Raw genomic sequence first — 23432 nt, 5'->3', positions numbered from 1 at the left:
GATGTCAAAAAATGAGGTGATCAAACGATGAATCCATGGAATGAACGGTTTCAGGGGATCGATTACGTATTTGGAACAGACCCGAATGTATTTATAGCGGACATGCATAAGAAATTAGGTTTAACGGGCGACGCACTGGCTATTGCGGAGGGAGAAGGACGGAATGCGGTGTTCCTGGCCCGGGAAGGCATGAACGTAACCGTATGGGATTACGCGGAATCCGGCCTGAACAAAGCCAATCAACTGGCGGAAGCCTGCAATGTGCAGATTCGCACAGAGCTTGTGGATCTGCACGAAGCGCAGTGGAAGCAGGATCAATGGGATGAGATTATTTGTGTGTTTGGACATTTTCCCAAGGCATTGAGAACGAGGACTTTAGAAGGCGTGAAGAGAGCTGTGAAGCCGGGAGGATATTTCCTTTCCGAAGTGTATTCACCGTACCAGATTCCTTATCGCAGCGGGGGGCCGCAAGATCAGCAGTTTCTATACGTACCTGAGGATTTCCTCGTGTCCTTTGCGGATTGGCGGATTGTCCACTTTTTTATGGGAGAGGTCGTTCGGCATGAGGGCCAGGGGCATCAAGGCTTGTCTCATGTCATTCAGTTTGCAGGCCAGAAACCGCGAACAACGGAATGAAAGCCAGCGGGGAATTAAGAGAGCAGCATGGAAACATCGGACCGACCGCCTTGCTGCACATAGTCGGAGGGTGACAGGCCGGTGTATTTTTTAAATATCCGATAAAAATAGGACGTGTCATAATAACCCAAATAGTGGGCGATATGGGCGATCGTCATGTCCGAATGTAGCAGCAGGCTGCACGCTTCGAGCACGCGCAGCTGATGCATATACCGAATCGGGGAAAGACCGTACACCTCTTTGAAGAGGGCTGCAGCATAGCTCGGAGAGCGATGGATTAGCTTCGCTAATCCATCGATTTCGATCGGTTCGCGGTAATGCTCCAACAGAAACGATTTGATGGTATCCGCGTAGTTACGTTTGCTGGGTGCCAGCTCGGTTTTCTCAAGTTCACGGGCCAACGTGCCGATGAGCTCCTGCATAATGCCCTGACAGATCATGGTGCGGTAGCTTCTGCCTCCTCGCATTTCCTCGTACAAACGCTCGCAACGATGGTAGGCATATTGGATATGGGATAGATTGAATTTCATGCATTGACCCGCATCCAAGAATGGAATGCCTGTGGAACCTTGATGATCCAATGTAAAGAGAATGGTATGTTTCTGATGGGGAATGCCATTCCAGTTGCTGCCGCTGCGGCGCGTCGATCGGGGAATAAAGAGCACGTCTTCTTTTTCGGCAATGATTTCTTCCCCGTTGATCTCATATTTCACTTTGCCTTCTCTAACCACAACCAGGACATTGTACTCAATCGTCTCCAGCTGTGTCCGCCAATTCGGAATGTAATCATCAAAATTTACGCTCATCAATTGGATCATAGACAACACCCCGTAGTGATTTTATACCTATAGCCTAGCACAATAATACTTCTGATGAGTAGCTGTTCATAGCTTTTAATAATCTTCCTAATTGAAAATGGAGTAGAATCGTACAAGTTATTTATGAAATGTACATCGACTACGAATAGATGAGTAGCCTATAATTTCAGACAATTGCAGGATTATTGTAAACGCTGACATGAGTCCTAAGGAAGGGTAAGTGAATTCGACAAGAGGAAGGAAACGATGACGATATGAGAGTATTATTACTGGATTTGGATTCGACCAGGCCGGATCATTTAGGCTGTTATGGCTATCATCGGAATACGTCGCCGAATATTGACCGAATCGCGGCGGAAGGCGTGCGTTTTGACAATTACTACACCTCGGATGCTCCATGTTTTCCTTCAAGAACCGCATTAATGACGGGGAAGTTTGGCATTCATAACGGTGTTGTGGGTCATGGAGGCACGGCTGCTGATGTCCGGCATGAAGGCATGACCAGGGACTTCCGCGACAAGCTGGGGTCGGAGAGTTTTCCCGCTATATTCCGCCGGGCCGGCATGAAAACCGCCTTGATTAGTCCGTTTGGAGAACGACATTCCGCCTGGACCTTCTACGCGGGCTTCAATGAAATGTATAATACAGGTAAGGGCGGCTTGGAGTCGGCAGAAGAAGTATCTCCAGTCGTGCTGGATTGGCTGGATCGCAACGCTGATGAAGATAACTGGATGCTCTATGTGAACTTCTGGGATCCGCACACACCATATCGCGCACCCCAGTCGCTGGGGAATCCTTTCGAACATGAGCCGCTTCCCGATTGGATTACCGAAGAGGTGCTTCAGGAGCATCAGAAGAAGGTTGGCCCGCATGGGGTGAACGAAATTAACATGTATAATAGTGAAGTTTCCCCTGATTTTCCGCGTCATCCCGGAGAGATCAGGACGATGGAGGATTTGCGGACGATGGTGGATGGCTATGATTGCGGCATTCGGCATATGGACGAGCACATCGGCGCCATTTTTGAATTGCTGGAGAACAAGGGAGTAATGGATGATCTCATCGTTATCATTACAGCGGATCATGGCGAGAACATGGGGGAGCTTGGGATTTATGGTGAACATGGCACAGCGGATCAGGGAACCTGTCGCATCCCGATGGTTATCCGGGGACCTGGCATCATGAAAGGGATATCGGATCGCAATCTGCACTATCATCTGGATCTTCTGCCTACGATGGCGGAATATTTGAACGTTGCACCGGTTCGAAGCTGGGATGGCATCAGTTATGCGAAGAGCCTGCGAAGCGGAAAAGGCAGCGGCAGGGAGTATTTGGTGGTCTCTCAATGCGCCCATGTCTGTCAGCGAAGCGTGCGGTTTGGAGAATGGCTCTACATTCGAACATATCATGACGGCTATCATCTGTTTGACAAAGAAATGCTGTTCCATATCACCGAGGATGTCCACGAGCAGGACAATCGGGCAGCCCAAAGACCGGATCTTTGCAGAGAGGCCGTATACCTTCTGAATGAATGGCATGATCATATGATGTCAACGATGCCGTATGACGTGGACCCGTTGTGGACGGTCATGAAGGAGGGAGGACCTTACCATGCCAAAGGTCATCTGCCCCGGTATATCGAACGTTTGAAGAACACAGGCCGCGGGGAAGCCGTTCCGGAATTGATGCGCCGCCACCCGCAGGAATTCGTATAATATTATAGTTAAGTGAAGCAGGATAACCGCTCCGGTAGTGGTTGTCCTGTTCTCTGTATCAAGCATAGGACTGGTTAAGTATAGGAGGAACCGAGCATGGGAGAACAACATTCTTGCTGCGCAGGCGTAAGAGCGAAAGTGCAGTTGGGAGAAGCCGACCAGAAGGATCATCAAGGAAGTCTAAGAGAAGGCCAATATCATGACCAGCCTCATCCTGAGCTCCATGCCAACATGATCAAGATCCCAGGAGGGACGTTTACGATGGGGACGAGTTCACATGAAGGGTTCCCGCGTGACGGCGAGGGTCCGGCTCGCAGCGTAACGGTTTCCGGATTTGAAATCTCGCCGTATGCCGTTACGAATGCACAGTTTCAACGCTTTGTGGAAGCAACCAGTTATGTCACGGAAGCGGAGAAGTTCGGATGGTCGTTTGTATTTGAACTGCTGGCTTCGGAGGAGACCAAGGCAAGTGTTGCACAAGTACCGCAAGAAGTGCCTTGGTGGCTAGTGGTTGAAGGCGCATACTGGGCTGCACCTGAGGGGGCGGATTCGAGCATCGAAGACCGGATGGATCATCCAGTCGTACATATATCCTGGAACGATGCAAATGCATACTGCCATTGGACTGGCGTGCGGCTTCCTACGGAAGCGGAATGGGAGTATGCGGCGCGCGGCGGTTTGGAGGGTAGGACCTATCCATGGGGAGATCTGCTGAAACAGGACGGAGAACATCAATGCAACATATGGCAGGGTAAATTTCCAGTTAAAAATAACGCAAGCGACGGATACATCGGTACAGCGCCGGTGGATGCCTATAAACCGAATGGTTACGGACTATATAACATGTCCGGCAACGTATGGGAATGGTGCGGCGATTGGTTCAGCCCGTCCTATCATCAAGTGACCTCGGCCATCCATCCGTTCTTTGGTGAGTCTACCGGCAGAAGGTCGATGCGCGGCGGTTCGTACCTGTGTCACAGATCCTATTGCAACCGTTATCGAGTCGCGGCACGCAGCGGGAATACACCCGACAGTTCGACGGGCAATTGCGGTTTCCGTGTGGTTAGGGAGAAGAGGTAGAATATGCCATCGGTTGTATTGTGATGATGGAGCGTCTTCCAAGGATGTTTCGCGCCTGAAAATGCATATAAATGAACAAAACAGAAATAAAATACTTGATAAACGGAACAATAACGAATATAATGGAGGTGTAAAGCGAAAAACTTTGGAATAAACAGGAGGATAAGAGTATGGTGCAAGATCAATCAGGAATGTTTGCCGAGGAACGTCGTCAGAAAATTCTTGCTTTGCTGCATCAAGATAAACGGGTGATTGCCAAGGACTTGGCCGAGCGATTTGAAATATCGATTGATTCGATTCGTCGGGATTTGACAATGATGGAGGAGCAAGGTTTACTCCAGAAAACGCACGGAGGCGCCATCCCTTCCATGAAAGTCAGGCAGCCGCCCGTGGCTCCGGAACAGCGGTATAGTGAAGGCTCACCGGAAGGGAACGCCATTGCTCAATTAGCCGTTTCATACGTCCGAGAAAAAGATACGTTATTCATTGGCAGCAGCTCGCTTACCTATTTACTGTTGAAGCATCTTCCGGAGCAAATGCCCTTGACCATTGTGACCAACTGCATGCGTGTAGCAGAAGCTCTGCGCGAACGCGAATGGATTGACACCTATTTGATTGGTGGACGGGTGAAACCTTCCGGAAATATCACAGACGTGCTTGCTAACGAATTTATTCGTCAATTTAGATTTGATATCAGTTTCGTTAGTGGAGGAGGTATTTCCGATGAGGGAATATACGTGGCTACTCCTGAAGTTGCCGCTTTTGGACGCGCGGTCTCTGCCGTATCCCGCCGCAGAATTGGCATGGCAACGCATCGGATTCTCGGACAGGATGGCTTTGCCAGAGCTGGCGCCGTCGAAGATCTGGATGTGTTAATTACCGATCAGAAGGCAGATCAGCACGTTATGGATCGGATCCAGGAGCTTGGCGTAAAGGTCATTGTGGCGAAAGCGGAAGAAGCTGCACCAAAATGATGAACCATTCGATATAACTTTATATAACTTTTGATTGAAAAGGTAAGAGAGGTATAAACATGATTCAGCTTCTTCTGCAAGCGCACTGGCCAGAGTGGAACGGTGAACTGGTTGATGGTCCTACGGGCTGGAACAATACGACCCATTTTATCCATAACGAGCAGCGCAGCTCGGTCATGCGCATTTATAATACACATCGAGATAAGGCAAGAATCGAATTTGAGTTTGCCGTTCTGGAATCTCTGCAGCGGGTTCCGCTGAGCTTTAAGATTCCAGCTCCTCTTCCTTCCGTGTCTGGCGATAGGATGGTTCAGGTTCAGGATGGGAGTGATCGTTATGCTTGCCTATTTGCATATATTGAAGGAGAACGTCCGGAAGAAGGCAGCACTCAAGCAGCGTATTCTTTCGGGGAGAAGACGGGGGAACTGGTAAATGCCCTTGCGGGTTGTTCAATCGGAATGAGGCCGGTGTATCCGCCTTATTACGAGCTGCTTCAGTCTTATCCTGCATGCAGCGATGTATTCATTCTAGATTTTTGCAAGCAACCGCCATTGGAGTTCAAGAATCAAGGAGAGGCACTTCATATACTAAAAGAAGCATACGCCGATATTTGCAGCAGGCTAGAATCTCTAAAAAATCTGCCGCAACAACTGATTCATGGCGATCTGAACCTTTCTAACCTGCTGGTAGACGCGGAGCACCCCCACACGGTCACCGCTTTACTTGATTTTGAATTTTGCACACGGGATGTAAGAGCGATGGAGCCTGCGGTTGTCATCTCGGGATTTTTGGGAATCGCGGACGAGAGGAAGGCCATAAAGCAGTTTTGCGAAGGATTTGCCAGCCGCGTTCTACTGAGCGCAGAAGAGATTGTCGCGATTCCGGTTCTCATGCGCTTGCGTATGGTGGATGTATTTCTGCATTTTTTGAGCCGCTATCGGGAAGGGACCGATGAGTCTCATGTGTTAAGGGAACAGGTGGATATGCTAGCTGCTGGATTTAAGCGGATGGAATACAGTCAGGAGTGGCTGGATGATATGTTGTTTCAGTATTTGATGTAAGAAATGGGTGCTGTATCAGAAAAACCCGGCTCTCTAAGAGACCGGGCCTTTCCGATGTTTTTGGACAGGTTAACCATAAATTTGGAAAGTAAGAGTTTCTAATCACGGTTATTTTTTCAGCAGATTAATATGGTCAAGCTCTGTGCTGCTGTTAAAGATGAACTCCAATTTGTAATCTCCCCGGTTATACGTGAGCTTGGTTTGCTTGACTTTTCCGGTTTTGAAAGTGGTTGTGGCATTCGGTGCAAACCAGTTCTGTTTCAGCATTTTCATCGTGATGCCGCCGATATTTGTTTGTCGTTCCACGTTCGTGCCAAAGTATCGCATCTCACGGATTTTGTTCAGTTTATAGGAAAAGGCGTAGCCTGGATTCCCCATGTTGGCCCCGTATACATCGAAGGCATCGGCATCCTTGCCTGCCACGGAAGGCTCGCCAATGGCTTTATAAACGTCCTGCTTTGTGCTTTTACCGATTGTTAAACCGCTGACGGCACCAGGGAATTGCCCCTTTAATGCAGGTTTATAGAAGCTGTTGAGTGTTTTAAGCGCGTACTCTGCAGCATAATCGCCGGCATTTGCTGCCGTGGCAGCTTCTGCTTGCTGCAGCGGAAAAACAGCATGATTTACGCCAATAGCACTTACGCCGAGGACTCCTGCCATAGTCAAGGTGATGATTGCTTTTTTTGCTGGTTGTTTCAAGTTCATGTTGTATCCTCTCCTTTGTAACAACTAATTACCACATGCGCTGTGCATCAAACAAGTGTGTCAGACTTATCTTCCCATGATAGTGGAAGCTAAGCGGCATTGGGTTACGATTCTGTGAAGATGAAATATCAGTTTTGATACCGGGACGCGAAATCGATTTCAGCCTTCCATGAATGTTTCGTCGGGGAAAATGGGGTAATGATGCATGAGGTGATATGAATTATTGGAAAAATCGTGTAATCTATAAAGAACCGACTTTTTCAGGAGGAATTATGGAAACCGAATCATTACTCAAGGTGGAGCAGCTTGCTCTCAAAAAACACAAAATCTTCAAACAAAGCCATCTTCGTTACATCGCCCGCTCCATGCTCGCCAGCATGTTTATTGGCTTTGGCGTCATTGTTGCTTTTAAGACAGGCAACTTCTTTTATCTGGAGCATTCCCCCCTGACTTACCCGATGGCCGCCATTACGTTTGGCGCGGCAATCATTCTGATCGCGTATGGGGGAGGGGACCTGTTTACGGGAAACACGTTCTACTACACGTATGCCGCTCTGCGCAAGAAACTAAGGTGGCTCGAGGTCGTCAAGCTGTGGGTCTTCAGCTACGCAGGGAATATCTTGGGGGCGTGCACGTTTGCGCTGCTGATTTTCTTAACGGGACTATTTATGGATTCATCCGTGAACGGATTCCTGCTCGATGTGGTTGAGCACAAAATGACCACCCCGACAGTGCAGCTGTTTTTCAGGGCAATTCTGTGCAACTGGCTCGTATGCCTTGCCTTTTTTATCCCGATGTCATTGAAGGGCGACGGGGCCAAAATGTTTGCCATGATGCTGTTTGTATTCTGCTTCTTCATTTCCGGATATGAGCACAGTGTTGCGAATATGTGCACCTTTGCCATTGCGCTTGTGCTGAATCATCCCGGCACGATTTCACTGGAGGGCGTACTGCATAACCTGATCCCGGTAACGATTGGCAATTTGGTTGGCGGCGTGCTCTTGATGGGCTTTATGTATTATTTTGTGAACAAACCGTTTCTGGATGCCAAGGAATCTCCGGGTGAATGAAGCATAGAGGTTTATGCAGAACCCCTAACGCAAGTGGTTAGTTTTTTAATAATGAGTACACCCGCGTATCGTGTGCCACGCCGTTTTGATATATATATTGGCGTAGGATACCTTCCGCTTCAAAACCGAGTTTGGTCAGCAGCGCGTGGGAAGCCTGGTTCTCGATAAAAACAACGGCACCGATGCGCGTCAGGCCAAGCTCCAGAAAACCATATGCGATGACGGCGGAAGCAGCTTCGCTTGCATAACCTTGCTCCCAGAATTCAGGATGTAATTCATATCCGATTTCGGCCCTCTTATGCCGCGGAGACCATACGTTATACCCAATCGTGCCGATGAGACCTTGCGCATCTTTCCTTTCGATGCCCCATCGAATCCCGCGTTTCTCCTTGTAGTTGTTTGCGAAGAGCTCAACGATTTGGAGAGCCTGCTCGAGGGTGGTCAGTGTGTCTTGTCCGTAATATCGAGTGACCTCATCATTCGAGAAGCAGCTATAGATAGCCTCAGCGTCCTGATGTTGGATTTCCCGCAGCGTTAAACGTTTAGTCTCTAGTATTGGAAACATGTTCTTCCTCCCAGGTAGATATAGTAATCATTATATTGAGATTTATTTAGGAAGAGAAGAGGGCTCCTGACAGGGAGCTCTTATTTCGCGTTTGTATAAGAAATGATTTGAGAAAATGTATTGTATGATCACATGGAGTGAGATACAATGTTCCTGAACGAAATGAGAATGATTATCATAATCAGTATAAACAAAAGAATCTCTTTCGTACCTTTTAACAACAGGCAAGGGGAGAAACGATTTATGGCAAGGTCATATCCTAAGAATACCCGATGGATGATAGTATTACTTGTACTGGTGATTGCTCTGGCTGGATGCGGAACACCGCAGGATAAGGAGGGTGCAGCACCTTCCGGGCAATTCACGGAAAAGGTGGGGGAGCAGGTCGCTCAGGACGAGACAAAACAAGGGGCTGCTGAAACCAAAGTGATGAAGGATGAGTTCGGCGAGGTCGAAATACCAGTAAATCCGAAGAGGGTAGTAGGGATCTATCTGGAGGACTATCTGCTGGCTCTAGGAGTTACACCTGTTGTGCAGTGGTATCATCCAAGCTGGGGGAAACAGGATTACTTGGGGCTGGAAGTCCCGACCTTTGATATAACGGGAAGTATAGAATCGCTGCTGGAGGCAAGTCCGAATTTGATCATTGTCGACGGAGCAGCAGATTCGGCAAAATATGAGCTTTATTCCAAAATAGCTCCTACGTATCGGCTTCCAGAGTCCATCCTGCAGAGCCCAGCAGAAATTCTTGAGACGATTGGTGATGTTCTTGGCATTCCTGAAGAGGCCAAGCATGTACATAACGAATACACCAAGAAGATGGCTGATACCAAGGAAAAACTGGAACAGGCTGTTGGTGATGAGACAGTAGCCGTGCTCCGGTTAAATGTTGGGGATAAAACGCTTGCCCTTTTTGGCATTGATAACCGGTATACCGGCAATATCTACAAAGAAATGGGCTTGACTCCGCATCCGTTTGCGAGAGATATGACGGAATTTCATGCCATACTATCCGAAGAGAAAATCCCTGAGCTGGATGCTGATCATATCATTATTTTTCCATCCAACGGCAATTGGGACTCGGAGGAGAATCAAGAAGCGATGCAAGTATTCGGCAGCCCGCTTTGGAAGTCGGTTCCCGCTGTTAAAAATGGACATGTGTACAGGGCGGACAGAACTCATTGGCAATCGGGTGCCGTCACAGCCAATATGATGAAAGCCGACGATCTCTTGAAGTGGTTTGTCCAATAAGGAGATGATCTCCGTATTGGAATAGAAACAGGAAGCTGTCAACGGCGTTGACGAGCTTTCTGTTTCTTTGCACTATGTATGAATAGATTCTCGGGTAGGGGTAGATGAAATGAAGGCGGAAACCAGCTCGCTTAACCGAACTTCTTTATTTTATGTATTGAAGGATATTCAGCTTCATACGCAATCTATGGGTTGGCAGCAAGAAATTCTGGTTGACAACGAGCACACACTGTTGATTTTGACGGCCGGTACGGGGCGACTGCACTTGGAGGAAACGGAGTTTCACATGCGGCACCGGTCGTGCAATGCGCTCACTACAGATGGGGGAGACAGGATTACCTTGGTCTGCATGATGTCCCTGTAATTGATATTGAGCAGGAGGATATCGATGAACTTGCTCGTCACAAGCCGGACTTAATTATGATGGATAGGGGGTTCAGGCGCTGGATGTCTGACGACGGCTTGGGACGGCTAGCTCCAACGTATGAGTTCCCGCATGCGAGTGAGGATTGGCGCATGACACTGCGTAAATCGGCGGACCTGCTGGGTAGGAAGGACCGAGTGCAGGATGTCATCTCACAATACGAATATAAAGCTTGTGAAGCCAGGAGACTCCTTAAGCGCTCTGTCCATGCCCAAACCGTGGCCTGTCTTCGTATATCGGCGCTTGGAATCAGTTTATATTCGGGTCCGTATCACGGGTATACGGGGCCAATCCTGTACGGGGATCTGGGTCTGACCCCGCATCCACTTGTTCAGCAGTTGTCCAGGGATGCCCGGAATGCGATTCTGTCCAGGAAATATCTGAAGCTGCTGGATGTCGATCATCTGTTTATTACGTTCGACAAGCGTCATTCTTCCTGGGAAGGCGAGGAACGTTGTTTGCTCGATGCACCAGAATGGCGATCACTTCCGGCAGTTAGGAGCGGCTGCGTGTATGAGGTTGATTTTCTGACCTGGATGAATTATGGGGTGATCTCTCATGGGAAAAAGATTGAGGATGTGCTGAGGGTGCTGACATAGGACGCTTTTAATAGATTGCGCATGATGAACCAACTATTATCCATATAACGTCCCGTATAAGAAAAACAAAGGCTGATCCCAAAGTCAATATGACTAAGGACCAGCCATTTTTTTATTTCATCCTATAGCGGCTGCTAGAAGAACTCTAAAAGCTCGTTTGGGTTTAACGTAACTGAATCCGACTTAAACTGCCTCCGTCCGCAAATAAACGCTTGATGCTGCGTTCAACCTCTTCATCCGGTATTAATGGCGGAGCCTGATGCGGTTTTGTACGGGCATCGATAATGACCGTATCACAGCCCCAATGCTTATGCTCATAGCGGCTGTTCACGCCGTGAATGTCATGGGAAGGATTGCTGCGCGTAAAGGTTGCCCACAGGAAATTACTTACTGTCGCACTCATGAATTCACTGTCATCACACAGAATGATCATCGGACAGGAGGAGAGGGAACCTCTCGCACGGATCGTCTCGTTTAGACGCTCCATTTCCTGCCGCACTTCGGCATAACTCGTAAAAGGGGCTCCCTGGATCGCGACAATGCCGGGCATGATCCATTTGGCTGGCGAGTATCCGGGCAGATCCGTCAAGGCTTCAGGCACCTCTTGGCACAAATCCCTTTTTTTATCCCCGACCGCCGCGAATACGACCTTGCTCCCGGTGTTAAGCCCGGTCCCGGAATAATCTAGTGTATCGATCGTAGTATTGGTCTGAAAATGGATATCCCGGTGCAGATCGATTCGTTCCAAAATATAGGCCAAGAAATCCTCGATCTGATGCGTGTCTAAGGTTTGGTTCTCCTCGGCCGCTATGAACAGATACTTGGCTAGACTCAATTGGCCAGTGCCCAATATCCGATTGGCAATCGTGAGAAGCTCAGCCGGCTGTTTCACTTGTTGATAAGGGGTGTAGCGTTCGCTGCCGATGGCAAAGAGCAAGGGGTGTACCCCAGCAGCGTCCACCGCATGAACCTCTTTGACACCCGGGATTTCTTGCCGGATGGCCCCGCCAGTCAGCTCATGAATCAGTTCGCCGAAGGACGTATCTTCCTGTGGAGGTCTTCCAACGACCGTAAATGGATAGATCGCCTGTTGTTTGGCATAGACCTTGTGCACTCGCATGACGGGAAACGGATGGACAAGGCTGTAATAGCCCAGATGATCACCAAAAGGACCTTCCGGCTTGGTTTCACCTGGATAGATTTCCCCTGTAATGACGAAATCCGCATCGTGGCTAATGCAGTAGCCGTCAACATAGCTGTACCGGAAATGGCGTCCGGACAGCAAGCCGGCAAAGGTTAGCTCGCTCATGCCTTCCGGCAGCGGCATAACCGCTGAAATGGTATGCGCAGGGGGACCCCCGATGAAACAGCTAACTTTAAGTGGCTGCCCCAATTTATTGGCCTTCGCTTGATGGATGCCGATGCCCCGGTGGATCTGGTAATGGATGCCAACTTCCTTGTTTATTTCATATTCGTTGCCTGTGAGCTGCACCCGATACATGCCCAGATTGGAATTCATGACGCCCGGCTTCTCCGGATCTTCCGAATAGACTTGAGGCAGCGTGACAAAAGCACCGCCATCATCCTTCCAGTGCTTAATTAACGGCATATCGGAAATTTGGATTTCCTGAAATCCGGGTGGCAATGCCCCCGTTTTTTTGATGGGTAACGCGGTTTTAGCTGCTAATCCCGTCCCGATATATTTGAACGGATTTTTGAGTGCCTTCATCGGATCGTTGCGCAGCGCGATCACGTCTTGTGTGGATTCGAAGGTTTCCCGAAAAATGAATTTGCTACGCTCGATCGTACCGAACAGGTTGGAGACCGCGCGGAACCTTGAACCTTTAACATTTTCAAATAACAGCGCCGGGCCACCTGCGGCATAGACCTTCATATGTATGGCTGCCATTTCCAAATGTGGATCAACCTCTTCATGTATACGAACCAAATGGCCATGTTTCTCCAGATCTATGATGCATTCTTCCAGATTATGATATTTCATTACATAGCTCCAATCCCTTGAAGATAGTGAATTTATTCTACTATCTACTATTATCGACAATCTCACAGCACAGGTCAATGATACCTAATATAGACGGGACGAATGGACATATCATAAAAAAATCGCCCTGCCCAAAGCATGAAGCAAAGGACAAGGCGATCCGGTTTGTAACCATCATACCATATCGAAGAACTTTTTCTGATAGAACATGCAATACACGGTCAGGGCGTTGATATATTCTTCATGCTTTAAAGCAAATCCCAACCTTTGATACAAATTTACATTCCCTTTATTTTCAGTATCGAGCGCGATTCCATGTGACTTGTTATCCGCATGAACCACTTGGATCAGGTGCAGCAGCATCGCTGTTCCAATTCCCCTGCCTTGGGCCTCCGGAATTATTCCGATCATAATGAGATAATGGTGTGGAGAAGAAGGAGCTGCCGATCTCGTAATTCTCATATAGGAGTTCAGGAACCCCAATGTTTTGACTGGTAGTTGGAATAACAACAGCAAAAGTCTCCCAATCAGCCCAAAAGCGCACTTAAAACGCTTAAGCTTGCTTATGCCGGGTTTCTCTACAATGTAGGTACCAAGCAAGATTTGGTTTTCAAAAAAGCCCCATATTTCTTCATTCAGCAGAAAGCTTTTATCAAACATGAAGGAGACAAATGCGGCCGCCCTGCTTCTTGATTTACGATCAAGCTCCGGATCGCCAAATGCATGCAGAAACAAAGGATCCCGGGCAAAAGCACTGCTCATTATGGTTGAAAATAAGAGTTTATCCGATTTGGCCAGCTTGGTTACTCTGCATGAAGTGTTCATGCTTTCTCTACAGCTCCCCCGTAATGATCGATAGCAAAGCTGAACAATACTTTCAGCATAAACAGGGTGCCAGCCAATAACATGTAAGGCTGGATGTTGGACAGCAAGAACGTACCCCCTATGCCGAGCGACAGGAGCAAGCCTCCTATAAAATGCTGCGATGATTTCCCGATTAGCGCATTTACGATCACAGCTCCAGCGATTGTATATGCCCATATACCGACGGCATACTCAATATCGGTATTCAACAGAAGCGCAATCATGATGATATGAACGTGTATCGCAATGAACACTGTCCGATTCGTTTTTCGGGATGCGTAGAAATTACTGGTTGAGATTGTGAAATTGGCGATGCAACCGGCGAATATATCGAAGATGAGCAATAAGGCAAGGGTACTGCGCCATAAAGGCAAAGAGCTTGTGATTTCAGGATAAATGAAGCCCATCGCTATGGTTAGAAGTCCACCGAATAGCAGTATGACCAGAATAGAGCCAACGGACTGCTTTTCACCAAAAACATCATGCAGAATCGAAGGAATCTTTACGATTTTCATCACATAACACACTCATTTCTTTTGTAATTTAAATTGAAGTTATGTAGTTATTGAATTGATTGACTATAAAAACAATATAACTTCGAATGGGTGGTTGTCAATTGTTTTATAGTGAAAACATTGAACTGCTCTAAAACTTGATATATACTTCACTTGAGGTGGAGAACACATGAATGGGTATGAACGAAGAAAGCACAAAAAAATCGAACAGGTCTTCGATGCCGCTTTCCAGCTATTTTCAAGGCACGGTTACCAAAAGGTTAGTGTTAACGAAATCGCCCAACAGGCAGGCGTGTCACCTGCGACAATATATAACTATTTTGGAACCAAAGATCAGCTCTATATGGAAATGATCATGGATTGGACGGACAAGCAGTTGGAGGTGTATGAGCGCATTCTAGATTCCGCGCGCTCTTTTGCCGAGAAGACCCGAGAAATCATGGAGTTGGAGGCTAAGAATCTGACCTTTTTGTCGGAAGAGTTCCGGCAAACCTCCGAGGAGCGTGGCATTAGTCATACGATCCAACAGTACAGCGAGGAGAAGGTAAAAGGTTTTTTCATGAGATTTGTCGCGCTGGGGAAACAAGAAGGTTATATTCATAAGGACCAAACCGAAGAAGTCGCGATGCTGTACTTCTCGATGTTCATGAATGAGCTGGGGCGACGCTGGGATTCGGGGAACCGGGAATATGTCAACGGCAGCATGGAAACCTTGCTGGAGCTTTTCTTTTACGGCTTAGCCGGGCAAAAACATGAAGGAGAATAGCAGTTATACGGTTATATATCATGTTGAGCTGTTACGGAAAGTGCTCCTAAACGGGGAGTGTTTTGGATGGGGTATATCTAGAGGATGATATAAGCGGATACTATAATGAGAAATAAGCCTCAAATATGGGAGGCTTATTTCGTTTTTTCCAAGGCTTGAACGGTGTTTTTTATTCATGCGGTGGCGTAGGAACAGGCTGATTCATACTGCTCTTTAGTCAATGATCTTGGTGTTACTTTTCTTTCTTGCTGTGATTACGCTTTACAATGTCAGTCTGGCCAAGTATGTAATCAATGCTTACGTCATGGAAATCCGCTAGTTTAATCAATACTGAGCTAGGAACATCCAAATTTCCACTTTCGTATCGAGAGTATGTGGTTTGGGAAATGTGCAGATAATTCGCCATCTGCTGTTGTGTCAGATCTCTGTCTTCGCGTAGTCCTCGAATTCGTTTATACATCATATATCACCCATGCAAAGTTTAGTTTATGCGAAAATTGCATATTGATATTTATGCGTTTTTCGCATGAAATTTATGAAAAAATGGTTGAGGAGTAAAGAAATCTTAGATGGAGAAAAAAACGAAGGCAGCTGATTCCGAAGGGAAGTTAATGATTGATGTTATTCTAAGTTCAGAAATTATCGTAGATAGTTATGGGAAACTAACGTATGCAATTAAGGAAGCTATCTCTGTTGGCGAAATAGAGAAGCTAAAACAACTTCATTCTAAGTATCTGTATTTTTTTGAAAATTCACTTAAACGGTTGAATAAGTCTGAGAAGGAATTTATTCGGCGTTGGATCGATGACAAGAAAGGAGCCGTACATGAGCGAATTAACGAGAGCGCAGATCGTTGATCTGGTGACAAGACTGTATAATGGGGATGGTAGCGAAGAAGAGGTGGAGGAATGGATCGAATTGCTGCAGCGGATTGTTCCCCACCCCGACATCAGCAATTTGATTTTTTGGCCGGAAAAAGATATGACGCCAGAGGAAATCGTTGAAGAAGCTTTCCATTACAAACCGATATACATAAATACATACAGGGGGGACCGCGAATGAGTTGGTTGGACCGGAAAACAGCGGAAGCGTGGCGCGCGGAAGGCAAACGTTATGCCGCCGACGTGAATGAATATGTACGCATAGGGATGGAGACCAATTGGCAGGAGGAACCGCCTGCGATCGAAGAGGATCGGCGCCAGGCCATGGCCCAAGAAGTGGTTAAGATGATCGCTGCCGCCAATGAAGCCGGTGAAACGGCTCTGCTTCGCGAAGAGCTGCCGCCCGCGTCCTGGCCATTGACAGGAGAGTTCAAGGAGGAGACACAGGCGGTGAAGCCCGTATATGCATGGGAAGATGGTCACGTGCTGCTGCAAACTGGAGCTTCATGGGAGCGACGGTTCGCCTATGTCGTAGGTAATGATGGCATAACCGAGTTAACGGGAATCGGCTGTGCAGGAAGTTCCGCAGATGGACAGTACTTGGCAGTAGCCGATGAGAATGGGGTGCGGACGATATTTTTGCCGGATACTTCCTTGAACGGGCAATTGGTTGCGAAGTTTACATGGGAGGATATTTGCAGCCGCCTGAAGGCCGATCTCAAAGATCTTGAATCACTGGCTGATGAAGAGAGACCTTATGATATTCTCGATGAAATCATTCCGTTCAACGATGGGCGGCAGGTTCTGCTCGTTGGCGAGTATGGCATTTACCTGCTGGGAGACTCCAGCGTGCAATTAATGCATCCGGACGCCGCTGAACTTCGGGAAGATGAGCTTGAGGACACGAGAATCGCCATGGCGCATGGCGCTGTCTCGAGGGATGGCAGGTGGCTGGCATATGGCAGCCAGTCCAGCGAGCATCTGCTGATGGACCTGGAAGGGAAGCAGTTGTACAGAATAGAGCCTCATTCCAGTTATCCACACTATAGCCTGTTCACGCAGGATGGTCGTTCCGTGTGGTTTAATGCCTGCCATTTTTACAACGGGGATACGATATCCGTACCGCTGCATGCTGTAGAAACGGGAGCCTTTGCAGAAGGACTGCCGATAAATGAAGAAATGCGCGTGTACGCCGGTGTCGCGCTGAAGGAGGGAGGCATTCTTGGCGATGCCTATGGATACCTCCGTTATATCAATTATGAGGGTAAAGAAATATGGCGTTACTTTGTAGGAAGTACAATTTCCGGGCTGATCGCGACGCCGGATGAGAATTTCCTGCTGGTCGGCACCTATGGCGGTATGCTGCACCGGATTAACCTGGCAAGCGGCGTCCGGGATGAGTACAGTATTGGCACAGCCCCGATTTGTGAAACCAACCGCTGGATATTCTGGAAGAACTCAGAGCCCTTGTCTTGGTAAGATCGTAAACAATCCTGCGTCATTTACGCGACTCCAAAAGGGGGAAGAGATGTCCAATATGCTTACGAAACAAGAAATGATTGATCGAATCCTTCATCTGCTTCATAAGACTTCCATGTATGATTCTGAATACGAGAGAGTGGCCACTCTACCTTTTGAAGAAGGTTATATAGGTGATTTGAGTCCGGTTGTTCGGGTTGGAGAGCAGGACTATGAGCTCGCTATGTATGAAAGAGGCGTGCAGATGCTCAGCAAGAGGACCAAGGATACCGATGAAGTGATCTTCTGGATCCTGGAGGATACCATTCATACGATTGCCCATATTAAGCTTCTGCAAAAATACAAGGTGGATAATGTAAACACCCATTTGAAGTATACCAAGGACGAAATCCAAGAAATGACGGATATGATCCATGAATCCTTCCTTCAGATCGGTGGACAGTATGAGGAATGGCATAAGGCGGGCAAGCGGAAAGAGCTGGAGAACCCGAATTCGGGATTGCACGTAGGCGCCGGCACTACGCGAAGTTAATGATGGCCGTATTGCTCGTAAATAGGAGAGGGGCGCAATATGGTTGAAGCGCTTTTCTTGGAGGGAACCTTTCCGCGGTGTACGAACTGATCCTATTGTTTATAATCAAAGAGCAGCCGCTTCGCGTAGTAGCGAAGCGGCTGCTTTATCGATTCATCAGGTTATTGCTGAACGATGGCGATAATTTCGTCTTCCAGCTCAAGTCGTACTTGTTCGCTGTAAGCGCGGATATTATACTCGGAGTACAGGTAGCGGAGAATGGCTTCGATGAGGTTAGCCTCAATCAAATATTGATTCCTGCCGCTGACCCATACTTCACCTGTATATCCGGTATCTTCATCCCAGCTAAGCTCAAGCGATACATCGGTTGGTTTGACGCCTCTGCGCTCCGCCTGATGAAGGCAGACTGCATTGACGATTTCGTCCATGCTCAAAATCATGGATTAGTACCGATTGTTGTTATTGTTGTTGTCGCGAGGTTCGTTTTGTTTACGACGATTCTTCACGGAGCGTACAACAGCCATAACGATCATAATCAAAGCCCAGATAGCGATCAGGTTAATGAGGAGTCCCATGATTTCGCCCATGAAGCCCATGCCGGCAAACATGCTGCCGAAGAGCAAACCAGCCAGACCACCGATCATAAGTCCTTTCATCAAGCTGCCGCCGCTGAAGAATCCGCGTTTTGCCGTGCTGCCGGCCGCCCCTGTCGTATTGGAACGGTTGTTCGATTGTTGAACATTATTGTTATTATTCTTTTTCGGAGTGCTGTTGTATGTCTTGGTCCCGGATTTGAAACCTCCGCCGCCTCTGCGGGCATCTGCGGAATCAGGTGTCAGTGCTACAAAGAACAATGTAATCGCTACAAGAATAGTCAATACTTTTTTCATCGTGTTCTGTCGAACCTCCCAGTAAATTTAGAGTAATAAAGAGTAATACGGACGAGTCACGATAAGGTTTCAAAATTTGTACGACCATGTTTTGAGGCTGTTGTGTGCTGCTGCTGTCTCAGTAATTCCAGTACCCAATCACACCATTTCAGCTCGGTCTCAGCCATCATCAACCCTTTGGTAGCGAGTACATAATTGCTGAAAGCCTTGCTTCCAATCTCGCGGGTATCCTCCGGAATTCCCTCTAAAATCTGCTCATAATAACGTTTTTTCTCCAAATACCCAATTCTGCGGTCCTCGAAAATATCGACGGCGATGCCGATCTCCGTCAGCCACAGGCAAAAGGTCCGAAGAGAAAGCTCATCCTTGGTGACTGCAGGCGCGATAGGTTGGTACATCCATTCACGCAGCTTCTGCATGCCTTTTTCTGTAATCGCATAGATTTTCTTGTCCGGTTTATCGCTTTGCTGGACCCAGTGCGAGGACAATAGCTGCTTCTCCTCCATGCTGGACAGCAAGGGATAGATTTGACTGTGTTTGGCTTGCCAAAAGGGCTGTATTCGAAGCATCAAATCATATCCTGATGATTCTTTTCTTGCTAGTAATCCTAACAAGCCGTATGACAACGTATTCATGGACATAACTCCCTTTGAAACGCATATCGTGGACGCTAAAGCGAGGATGGTCATTCGCCTATCGGTCCGGTTGTTAAAAAGTGTACACTGAAACTGTATGGTTTGACAACCGGGGGAGGGGGCTTTCTCTCTGCTTTTGGCAAAATTGTGACTAAAAAAGCACAAACGCGTAAGCGCTTGTGCTTCCATTTGACTTTGATTGATTTATTCGTTCTCGTAACCTTCTACGACCAGATCCAGCGCGCCGGTGTTAGGGTCGATGACCATACCATGAACGGGTACGTTTGGAGGAAGAAGAGGGTGGTTTTTGATCAGGCTCACCGTATTTTTTACGCCGTCCGTAATGTTATCAAAACCGCGAAGCCATCTGGACAACCGGATGCCGGAGTTTTCGAGCGTGGATAACACTTCATCGGATATGCCGCGGTCTCTCATATGCTGGATCATCTCATCGGCGTTCAAGGAAGCCATGCCGCATTCGTAGTGACCCACTACGATGACTTCTTCGGCGTGCAGCTCGTACAGTGCAACCATGACGCTTCGCATCACACTTCCGAAGGGCTGTGAAATGATCGCGCCGGCGTTTTTAATGATTTTGACATCGCCATTCTTGAAATTCATCGCTTTAGGGAGCAGTTCAACCAATCGTGTATCCATACAAGTGATAATGACGAGTTTCTTCTCAGGAAAACGCCCTGTCAGGTAGGATTCGTACTCTTTATTTTCTACAAAGCTGCGATTGTGTTCCAGAATGCTGTTAAGGTGTTTTTCCATCGATTTTCTCTCCTTTGTATCTATTGTTTATTTGTTGTTCTTATGCTCTGGCATCTAATACTTGAATGTTGGTACCGTAGTTCTGTCCGCTGCTGTCCAGACGAAAGGAGTAGGTGGCTGGATCGGCGTCGAGCCTCATCTTCTCTTCGAAAAAAACGGCCTGCTTGCGGTTCATGATAAACGGCACCGGGCTGCCTGTCTCGACAGCGATATCTTCCATCGTCGGCTCATCTACAATACGCAGGCCTGGGACTCCGTTAACGGCACATCCGCATCCCTCCGTGTCATAGATCAGCCTGATTGCGCCCGGCTTGTCCCCAAGTTTGTCCTTAAGCTTCAGCTCTGCTTGCGGGGTGAGTTGAATATTCACGGCATCCTGACACTCCTTTATATGTATATTGTTATTTATTCTTTCTGGAAGTTGATTATATACCTTGTAAAAAGTATCATCAATAGAGTATAGAAGAATCCTATTATAAAAAAAAGAAGGTGTGCCGGAATGGCAGTACAACATTTACCACAATGGGAACAATTTGATCGATTGGTTCGCAAAATCATGAGTTATTACGAAGCTATTGGCCTACTTCACTGGGATTTACGGACGGGTGCTCCACGCAAGGGAACCGAAATCCGTTCGGAAACGATCGGGGTTCTATCCACAGAGGCTTTTAAGCTGCAAATATCGGAAGAGATGGGACAGCTGTTATCATTTTTTACAGAGCAAAAACAGGCAGAACAGCTGGATGATCGCAAACGCCGCATGATTGCGGAAGCCCGCAAGGTGTACGATCAGAGCAAATCCATCCCGCCTGAACGCTTCCAGGAGTATTCCATTCTCGCCGCCCAATCGGAAACGAAGTGGGAGGAAGCGAAGAAGAATAACGATTTTGAAGGCTTCGAACCTTACTTAACGAAGATTGTTGCGTTCAAGCAAGAGTTTATTGAATATTGGGGCGTGAAAAATACCAGATACGACACACTCCTTGACATGTACGAGCCGGATTTAACAGTGGAAAAGGTGGATGCCATCTTCGAGCGCCTGAAAGCACGTCTGGTACCGCTAGTTCACGCGATTCAGGAATCGCCCTTCAAGCCGAAAACGGACTTCTTGAAACAGCTGTTCCCGAAAGAACAGCAGGAGAAATTCAGCTTGTTCCTGCTGGAGCAAATGGGCTACGACTTTGAAGCGGGACGTTTGGACGAGAGTGTGCACCCGTTTGCGACGGGCCTGAACCCGGGTGACGTACGCATCACGACCATGTATCTTCCGGATGATGTGTTAAGTGCGGTATTCAGTTCTTTGCATGAGGGGGGGCATGCCCTTTACGAGCAAAATATCGATAAGGAGCTTGCAGGTACGCCGCTCTCCGGTGGTACTTCGATGGGCATCCATGAATCTCAATCTCGTCTGTGGGAAAATATGATTGGTCGAAGCCGTCCGTTCTGGCGCCGTTATTTCGCGGATCTGCAGCAGCATTTCCCTGAACAATTGCAGGACGTGGACATCGAGGAATTCTATTTGGCCGCAAACAAGGTAGAGAACTCTCTGATTCGAATTGAGGCAGATGAGCTTACTTATAACCTGCACATCATCATTCGTTATGAGATCGAGAAAATGCTCTTTAACGAAGGGTTGGCGGTGAAGGATCTTCCGGAGACCTGGAACGCGAAGTATAAGGAATACCTCGGCATTATGCCGCCGAACGACGGAATGGGTGTTCTGCAGGACGTTCACTGGTCCGGCGGAGATTTCGGATATTTTGCTTCGTATTCCCTCGGCAACATGTATGCGGCTCAGATGCTTCATACGATGCGCAAAGAACTGCCGAACCTCGACCAACTCATCGAAGAGGGGAACCTGGCTCCGATCAAGGAATGGCTGACGGATAAGGTTTACAGGTACGGAAAGAGCGAGAAGCCGTCCGAGATCATCGTACGCGTCACCGGGGAAGAACTGAATCCGGACTACCTGGCCGATTATCTCGAAGAGAAGTATAAAGAGATTTACAAACTTTAATTATCACTATAAACGACAAACGCAGCCAAAGTGGCTGCGTTTTTTTGTAGGTAGGGCTATCCATAATGCCATTCAACATCCGCCAGCATACTCTATCAGGCGTTTAACCTTTGGGCAGGCGCTTGCATATGCTGAAAAGAAACATTGGGTTAATGGGGAATGGAGGGTTACGATGAAGCGTCAAAAATGGTGGGGGCTGGCGTTAACCATGCTGCTTGTTTGCGGAGTGGCGCTTGCCGGGTGCGGTGGCGGCGGATCGGCTACGAAGGTCAAGATTGGCGAAGTGACGCGCTCGATCTTCTATGCGCCGCAGTATGTCGCATTGGAAAAGGGATTTTTCAAGGAAGAAGGGCTTGATGTCGAGCTGCAGACGACCCCTGGCGGAGACAAAACGATGACGGCCCTGCTGTCGGGAGCCATCGATGTGGCACTTGTCGGCTCGGAAACTTCGATTTATGTGTATCAACAGGGCTCTGAAGATCCGGTCATTAACTTCGGACAGGTGACGCAGACGGACGGGACATTTCTGATGGCAAGAGACGGATCGGGTGCTTTTGACTGGAACAACCTGAAGGGTAAAGTATTCCTCGGTCAGCGTAAAGGCGGAATGCCGCAGATGGCAGGCGAGTTTACCTTGAATAAAAAAGGAATCGATCCGCACGCGGACCTGGAGCTGATTCAAAATATCGATTTTGCGAATATCGCCTCTGCCTATGCTTCCGGTACAGGTGAATTTGTTCAGCTCTTTGAGCCGCAGGCATCCATATTTGAAACAGAAGGCCGGGGCAAGGTGGTCGCGTCCTTTGGCGTAGAAAGCGGACGTTTGCCATATACCGTATTCATGACAAAGCAGAGCTATATCGACAAAAACGATGCAACGGTGCAGAAGTTTACGAATGCCCTTTACAAGGCACAGCAATGGGTGGATGCAAGCAGCCCGGAAGACATCGCGGATGCGATCATGCCTTATTTCAAGGATAGCGACCGCGACATCGTGGTGTCCTCCGTTAAACGCTACAAGGAGCAAGGCAGCTATGCAGCCGATCCGATCGTGGACGAGGCGGAATGGAACAATCTGCTGGACGTGATGGAGCAAGCCGGGGAACTGAAAGAACGGGTTGCGCCTGACACAATTGTCAACAACAGCTTTGCCGAGAAAGCGAAACAAGCTAAATAATG

Annotated in this window: 28 protein-coding genes; 16 read left to right on the top strand and 12 right to left on the bottom strand. The window is 47.9% G+C overall.

What is annotated here, in order from left to right; genetic code table 11:
- Positions 1 to 27 precede the first annotated feature (27 nt).
- Entirely contained in the window at positions 28 to 636 is a 609-nt protein-coding gene (locus tag ACOZB4_RS20945) for a class I SAM-dependent methyltransferase (RefSeq protein ID WP_379406893.1), read from the top strand.
- A gap of 14 nt (positions 637 to 650) precedes the next feature.
- Here the strand turns inward: ACOZB4_RS20945 and ACOZB4_RS20940 are convergent, their stop codons facing one another.
- On the bottom strand, positions 651 to 1442 hold the full coding sequence (locus tag ACOZB4_RS20940; RefSeq protein ID WP_422759627.1) for a helix-turn-helix domain-containing protein: 792 nt from the start codon (positions 1440 to 1442) through the stop codon (positions 651 to 653).
- Positions 1443 to 1708: 266 nt separating this feature from the next.
- Between ACOZB4_RS20940 and ACOZB4_RS20935 the strand changes: the two genes are divergently transcribed.
- The 4 genes from ACOZB4_RS20935 (at position 1709) to ACOZB4_RS20920 (ending at position 6284) form a co-directional block, all read left to right on the top strand.
- Positions 1709 to 3169 carry a sulfatase gene (locus tag ACOZB4_RS20935; RefSeq protein WP_379406895.1) on the top strand — a complete coding sequence of 487 codons (1461 nt, stop codon included), beginning with the start codon at positions 1709 to 1711 and terminating at the stop codon, positions 3167 to 3169.
- Between the two features lie 96 nt (positions 3170 to 3265).
- Positions 3266 to 4249 (top strand): formylglycine-generating enzyme family protein, encoded by a 984-nt coding sequence (locus tag ACOZB4_RS20930; RefSeq protein ID WP_379406896.1) that lies wholly within the window; start codon positions 3266 to 3268, stop codon positions 4247 to 4249.
- 191 nt (positions 4250 to 4440) lie between these two features.
- Positions 4441 to 5223, top strand: coding sequence for a DeoR/GlpR family DNA-binding transcription regulator (locus ACOZB4_RS20925; protein ID WP_379407008.1), 783 nt, complete (start codon positions 4441 to 4443; stop codon positions 5221 to 5223).
- A gap of 59 nt (positions 5224 to 5282) precedes the next feature.
- Entirely contained in the window at positions 5283 to 6284 is a 1002-nt protein-coding gene (locus ACOZB4_RS20920) for a phosphotransferase (protein WP_379406897.1), read from the top strand.
- A gap of 108 nt (positions 6285 to 6392) precedes the next feature.
- On the opposite strand, the gene ACOZB4_RS20915 is transcribed toward ACOZB4_RS20920, so the two are convergent.
- Positions 6393 to 6989 carry a YjgB family protein gene (locus ACOZB4_RS20915; RefSeq protein WP_379406898.1) on the bottom strand — a complete coding sequence of 199 codons (597 nt, stop codon included), beginning with the start codon at positions 6987 to 6989 and terminating at the stop codon, positions 6393 to 6395.
- Positions 6990 to 7261: 272 nt separating this feature from the next.
- Between ACOZB4_RS20915 and ACOZB4_RS20910 the strand changes: the two genes are divergently transcribed.
- Complete coding sequence (locus tag ACOZB4_RS20910) at positions 7262 to 8059, top strand: formate/nitrite transporter family protein (RefSeq protein WP_076321103.1); 798 nt, start codon at positions 7262 to 7264, stop codon at positions 8057 to 8059.
- 37 nt (positions 8060 to 8096) lie between these two features.
- Here the strand turns inward: ACOZB4_RS20910 and ACOZB4_RS20905 are convergent, their stop codons facing one another.
- Complete coding sequence (locus tag ACOZB4_RS20905; RefSeq protein ID WP_379406899.1) at positions 8097 to 8624, bottom strand: GNAT family N-acetyltransferase; 528 nt, start codon at positions 8622 to 8624, stop codon at positions 8097 to 8099.
- 243 nt (positions 8625 to 8867) lie between these two features.
- Between ACOZB4_RS20905 and ACOZB4_RS20900 the strand changes: the two genes are divergently transcribed.
- From ACOZB4_RS20900 to ACOZB4_RS20890, 3 genes are all read left to right on the top strand, one after another.
- Positions 8868 to 9875: an ABC transporter substrate-binding protein gene (locus ACOZB4_RS20900; protein WP_422759625.1), complete on the top strand. Its 1008-nt coding sequence runs from the start codon at positions 8868 to 8870 to the stop codon at positions 9873 to 9875.
- A 109-nt stretch (positions 9876 to 9984) separates the two neighbouring features.
- The gene (locus tag ACOZB4_RS20895) at positions 9985 to 10239 is read left to right on the top strand and encodes a hypothetical protein (RefSeq protein ID WP_379406901.1); all 255 of its coding nucleotides are present in this window, start codon (positions 9985 to 9987) and stop codon (positions 10237 to 10239) included.
- On the top strand, positions 10176 to 10898 hold the full coding sequence (locus ACOZB4_RS20890) for an ABC transporter substrate-binding protein (protein WP_379406902.1): 723 nt from the start codon (positions 10176 to 10178) through the stop codon (positions 10896 to 10898). Before ACOZB4_RS20895 ends, ACOZB4_RS20890 begins: the two co-directional genes overlap by 64 nt.
- A 163-nt stretch (positions 10899 to 11061) precedes the next feature.
- Here ACOZB4_RS20890 and ACOZB4_RS20885 read toward each other — a convergent pair whose 3' ends face one another.
- The 3 genes from ACOZB4_RS20885 to ACOZB4_RS20875 all read right to left on the bottom strand — a co-directional run bounded on the left by ACOZB4_RS20885 (position 11062) and on the right by ACOZB4_RS20875 (position 14279).
- On the bottom strand, positions 11062 to 12900 hold the full coding sequence (locus ACOZB4_RS20885) for a UbiD family decarboxylase (protein ID WP_379406903.1): 1839 nt from the start codon (positions 12898 to 12900) through the stop codon (positions 11062 to 11064).
- 174 nt (positions 12901 to 13074) lie between these two features.
- Positions 13075 to 13725, bottom strand: a complete 651-nt coding sequence (locus ACOZB4_RS20880) for a GNAT family N-acetyltransferase (RefSeq protein WP_379406904.1) — start codon at positions 13723 to 13725, stop codon at positions 13075 to 13077.
- The gene (locus ACOZB4_RS20875) at positions 13722 to 14279 is read right to left on the bottom strand and encodes a hypothetical protein (RefSeq protein ID WP_379406905.1); all 558 of its coding nucleotides are present in this window, start codon (positions 14277 to 14279) and stop codon (positions 13722 to 13724) included. The genes ACOZB4_RS20880 and ACOZB4_RS20875 overlap by 4 nt, the downstream gene beginning before the upstream one ends.
- Positions 14280 to 14448: 169 nt before the next feature.
- Here ACOZB4_RS20875 and ACOZB4_RS20870 point away from each other — a divergent pair, with 169 nt between their 5' ends.
- On the top strand, positions 14449 to 15045 hold the full coding sequence (locus ACOZB4_RS20870) for a TetR/AcrR family transcriptional regulator (protein ID WP_379406906.1): 597 nt from the start codon (positions 14449 to 14451) through the stop codon (positions 15043 to 15045).
- Between the two features lie 232 nt (positions 15046 to 15277).
- Here the strand turns inward: ACOZB4_RS20870 and ACOZB4_RS20865 are convergent, their stop codons facing one another.
- Complete coding sequence (locus ACOZB4_RS20865; RefSeq protein WP_379407009.1) at positions 15278 to 15505, bottom strand: helix-turn-helix domain-containing protein; 228 nt, start codon at positions 15503 to 15505, stop codon at positions 15278 to 15280.
- 109 nt (positions 15506 to 15614) lie between these two features.
- On the opposite strand from ACOZB4_RS20865, the gene ACOZB4_RS20860 reads away from it, so the two are divergent.
- Genes ACOZB4_RS20860 through ACOZB4_RS20845 form a run of 4 tightly spaced genes read left to right on the top strand, consistent with a single transcriptional unit; the run spans position 15615 to position 17937 of the window.
- Positions 15615 to 15902 (top strand): hypothetical protein, encoded by a 288-nt coding sequence (locus ACOZB4_RS20860; protein ID WP_379406907.1) that lies wholly within the window; start codon positions 15615 to 15617, stop codon positions 15900 to 15902.
- Positions 15871 to 16107, top strand: coding sequence for a bacteriocin immunity protein (locus ACOZB4_RS20855; RefSeq protein ID WP_379406908.1), 237 nt, complete (start codon positions 15871 to 15873; stop codon positions 16105 to 16107). The genes ACOZB4_RS20860 and ACOZB4_RS20855 overlap by 32 nt, the downstream gene beginning before the upstream one ends.
- Positions 16104 to 17405 carry a PQQ-binding-like beta-propeller repeat protein gene (locus ACOZB4_RS20850; RefSeq protein ID WP_379406909.1) on the top strand — a complete coding sequence of 434 codons (1302 nt, stop codon included), beginning with the start codon at positions 16104 to 16106 and terminating at the stop codon, positions 17403 to 17405. Before ACOZB4_RS20855 ends, ACOZB4_RS20850 begins: the two co-directional genes overlap by 4 nt.
- Before the next feature lie 49 nt (positions 17406 to 17454).
- Positions 17455 to 17937, top strand: a complete 483-nt coding sequence (locus ACOZB4_RS20845) for an immunity 63 family protein (protein ID WP_379406910.1) — start codon at positions 17455 to 17457, stop codon at positions 17935 to 17937.
- A gap of 161 nt (positions 17938 to 18098) precedes the next feature.
- Here the strand turns inward: ACOZB4_RS20845 and ACOZB4_RS20840 are convergent, their stop codons facing one another.
- The 5 genes from ACOZB4_RS20840 to ACOZB4_RS20820 form a co-directional block, all read right to left on the bottom strand.
- Positions 18099 to 18377 (bottom strand): YxcD family protein, encoded by a 279-nt coding sequence (locus ACOZB4_RS20840; RefSeq protein ID WP_076321113.1) that lies wholly within the window; start codon positions 18375 to 18377, stop codon positions 18099 to 18101.
- Positions 18378 to 18380: 3 nt separating this feature from the next.
- Complete coding sequence (locus tag ACOZB4_RS20835) at positions 18381 to 18827, bottom strand: hypothetical protein (protein ID WP_379406911.1); 447 nt, start codon at positions 18825 to 18827, stop codon at positions 18381 to 18383.
- A 56-nt stretch (positions 18828 to 18883) separates the two neighbouring features.
- Positions 18884 to 19462, bottom strand: coding sequence for a PadR family transcriptional regulator (locus ACOZB4_RS20830; RefSeq protein WP_098743203.1), 579 nt, complete (start codon positions 19460 to 19462; stop codon positions 18884 to 18886).
- A gap of 204 nt (positions 19463 to 19666) precedes the next feature.
- Positions 19667 to 20236, bottom strand: coding sequence for a beta-class carbonic anhydrase (locus ACOZB4_RS20825; protein ID WP_076321116.1), 570 nt, complete (start codon positions 20234 to 20236; stop codon positions 19667 to 19669).
- A gap of 40 nt (positions 20237 to 20276) precedes the next feature.
- A complete protein-coding gene (locus tag ACOZB4_RS20820; RefSeq protein WP_379406912.1) occupies positions 20277 to 20606 on the bottom strand; it encodes an iron-sulfur cluster biosynthesis family protein in 330 nt (109 codons plus the stop codon).
- 129 nt (positions 20607 to 20735) lie between these two features.
- Here ACOZB4_RS20820 and ACOZB4_RS20815 point away from each other — a divergent pair, with 129 nt between their 5' ends.
- Both ACOZB4_RS20815 and ACOZB4_RS20810 read left to right on the top strand, forming a co-directional pair.
- Complete coding sequence (locus ACOZB4_RS20815) at positions 20736 to 22253, top strand: carboxypeptidase M32 (protein WP_379406913.1); 1518 nt, start codon at positions 20736 to 20738, stop codon at positions 22251 to 22253.
- A gap of 172 nt (positions 22254 to 22425) precedes the next feature.
- Complete coding sequence (locus tag ACOZB4_RS20810) at positions 22426 to 23430, top strand: ABC transporter substrate-binding protein (protein WP_339293053.1); 1005 nt, start codon at positions 22426 to 22428, stop codon at positions 23428 to 23430.
- Positions 23431 to 23432 lie beyond the last annotated feature (2 nt).

Origin of the sequence: Paenibacillus sp. NPDC058898 (assembly GCF_049316025.1) — a bacterium.
GTDB lineage: Bacteria > Bacillota > Bacilli > Paenibacillales > Paenibacillaceae > Paenibacillus_AQ.
This window is presented reverse-complemented; position numbering and strand designations above follow the sequence as displayed.